This window comes from Bacteroides faecichinchillae JCM 17102 (genome assembly GCF_000614145.1).
Taxonomy (GTDB): domain Bacteria; phylum Bacteroidota; class Bacteroidia; order Bacteroidales; family Bacteroidaceae; genus Bacteroides; species Bacteroides faecichinchillae.
The window spans coordinates 1-2,668 of sequence record NZ_BAKK01000103.1 but is presented as its reverse complement, the minus strand read 5'-3'; the positions used below and the strand labels follow the sequence as shown (position 1 = coordinate 2,668).

Genomic DNA, 2,668 nt, shown 5'->3' with positions numbered 1-2,668 from the left:
GGAAAAGTCGGTGCAGATTGACCCCTGTCGGCGGGAAAAAATTGACCCCCTCGTCAAAATAAGATTGACCCCTGAAAAGTCCTGGCGGCGGGGGTCAATTTAATTTTGTCGATTTTATATCCGGCTTACTTTTTAGCTTGAGTTTTCGCATGCTTTCTCCTGAGAGTTCGATGGTATGGGCGGAGTGGACTATGCGGTCAAGGATAGCGTCAGCCACAGTCGGATCCCCCACCATGTCGTACCATGCCGAGGGCGGATACTGGGATGTGATGATTATTGATTTGCGCTCGTGCCGGTCTTCGATTATGTCCAGCAGTATGGGACGTTCCTTTGCGTCAAGAGGGACAAGGAACAGGTCGTCAAGAATCAGAAGCTGACAGCGTTCGATTTTCTTGAGTTCGGCTTCAAGGCAGTTTCTGACTTTTGCCACCTTCAGGCGCCGAGAAGTTTTGCGGCATTGCCGTACAGGGTGCGTATGCCGCGCTTGCAGGCCTCATGTCCCAGAGCGCATGCCAGGAAGCTCTTGCCGGTTCCTGCCGAACCTGTGATGAAGAGATTGGTCCCCTGGCGCACGAAGTCGAGAGTGGCGAGCCGTTCCATCTGGTTACGGTCGAGGCCCCGGCTGACGGTGTAGTCGATTTCTTCCATATAGGCCTTGTAGCGGAATGACGCATTTCGGGTCAGACGTGCAATGGCGGCCTGAGCGCGCCAGTCCCATTCCCGAGCGAGCAGCATCGAGAGGAAGGAGTCCGGAGTCATCGACTGTGCTGTGGTGCCGGCGAGGCTTTCGCGGAAGGCTTCGGCCATGCCGTGCATTTTCATTCGGTTCATCAGATCGAGCGAGATCTGGTTCTGGTCCTGTACTGCGGATACAGGGGCGGTTTTATTGTCTGTTTCCATTGTTGTCTTTTTTATTGTTGTTTGAGTTCTGGGCCAAGAAGTATTCACGGCCACGTATGTTTTTGTGTATCAGAGAAGGAACGGGTTCCTGTGGACGGGAGATGTTGCCGTTTTCATCCGGCAGGAAGTCTGCGTCCTCACCCAGTTCAAGCACCCGGCGCAATGCCTGGTAACCGTATTCCGCCTTCATTCCGGCACAGGCGCAGGCCGCGATGAGACGGTCGGCCCCATACTTCTTTTCAAGGGTGATTATCCCACGGCATGAGCTGAAGGACTTCGGCGGATACTGTATGTGTCTGTCTACTTCCCGGAGATAGTCGAGCACGATGTTGTCGATCTGTCCGGCGCGTACGAACAGTTCCTCAAGGTCCTTGTCGTAAGCCCCGTAATGGCCCGGCAGGTTGTGCTCCCGTTTCCAAGAGTAGGCATAGGGGATGTCGCAGCGGTCGTGAACCGCCACAAGATTCAGTCCGCAGTATATCTCCACGGTGTCGGCGTCATAGAGAATGACGACACGTTTGCCGACGTGTTCTCTGGGTACGCTGTAGTGATGCTTGAAAAGCGACACATAGCAGTTCTTCCCGACAGTCATCAGCTTGCGTTCCTTCACTGTGAAGCGCCGCTCGGGCAGCGGACGCAGCATGTCTTTTTCCATCCGGTTGAACATCTGCACCCGTGAGACGTCCCGCCCGGCCATTGTCTTTTCGTTGAAATCGAGCAACGAGATATGGATGGCGATATTAAGCTCGTCAAGGCTGCCGAACGTCATTCCCTCGATATCGGCATAGACGGATTTGTAAAGCAGTTTCACGGCATTCTCCACCAGGGCTTTGTCCTTGGGGTGCCGGACACGTGCCGGATATACCGCACATCCGTAATGCTCGGCAAATGCGGCGAACACTTCATTGATCACCGGCTCGTTGCGGTCGCTTCTGCTTACGGCCGCCTTGAGATTGTCCGGCACTATCGCGGCAGGAACGCCGCCGAAGTATTGCATGGCGCCCTCACATCCTTTGATGAGGTCTTCCTTGCGCTGGGACCATACGGCCTCACAGTAAGTGTAATGACTGAAAGGCAGTATCGCGACGAACACCTCTGCTTTTTTAGTCTCGCCCGTCATGCAGTCGACCACCTCAAGGCGGTCTCCGGCAAAGTCGATGTACATCTGGTCTCCGGCATAATGCTCCACATGTCCGACCACCTTGCTTTGATGCAAGTACTGACGGAGAGCCTGCTTGAACATCGTCAGTCCATAGCCGTCAGGATAAGCAGCATGATACTGCTCGTACAGCCGTGCCTTGGACATACCCTTGCGTGTCAGCTGTTTTGCATACTCAGGAAGAAGTGCTTCAAGCTCCGTCTCACGCTCTGAAGGTTTGCTGTGTCGCACCTTCTCCTGCCCAAGCTCCTGCCGGAGTTGTTCTTCCGTCATTGCAAGAAGCTCTTCCATGGACTTGCCGCTCGACTGAAACAGACGCACATATTTGCGCGTGCTGTTGCGGGATATATGGAAAACCGCGGCCATTTCCTTTAATCCCATCCCCGACTGGTAACATCGAAGGATATTTTTTAATTTTGTAACCATAAATTTGTAATTTTAGATTTACCCCCGCCGTGCCAGGACTTGGGTTTCTAAAACTACAAAAAAAATCCCCTGCGGAGTACTCCGACAGGGGTCATTTTTATTTCGTCGCCGAGGGTCAATCTTATTTCAACGAAAAGGGTCACATTTTCCCGCCGACAGGGGTCAATCTGCACCGACTTTTCC

At 53.4% G+C, this 2,668-nt stretch carries 1 protein-coding gene and 1 pseudogene; both read right to left on the bottom strand.

Annotated features, from left to right (window positions below; translation table 11 throughout):
- Nucleotides 1-94: 94 nt before the first annotated feature.
- Nucleotides 95-900 (bottom strand): annotated as a pseudogene (gene istB / locus JCM17102_RS28720) (IS21-like element helper ATPase IstB).
- Nucleotides 884-2,485 carry an IS21 family transposase gene (gene istA, locus JCM17102_RS20830; protein WP_025076551.1) on the bottom strand — a complete coding sequence of 534 codons (1,602 nt, stop codon included), beginning with the start codon at nt 2,483-2,485 and terminating at the stop codon, nt 884-886. The pseudogene istB and the gene istA overlap by 17 nt, the downstream one beginning before the upstream one ends.
- Nucleotides 2,486-2,668: the final 183 nt, after the last annotated feature.

Bases quoted from the DNA above. Each gene is read 5' to 3' on its own strand.
- istA (WP_025076551.1), bottom strand. From the start codon at position 2,485: ATGGTTACAAAATTAAAAAATATCCTTCGATGTTACCAGTCGGGGATG.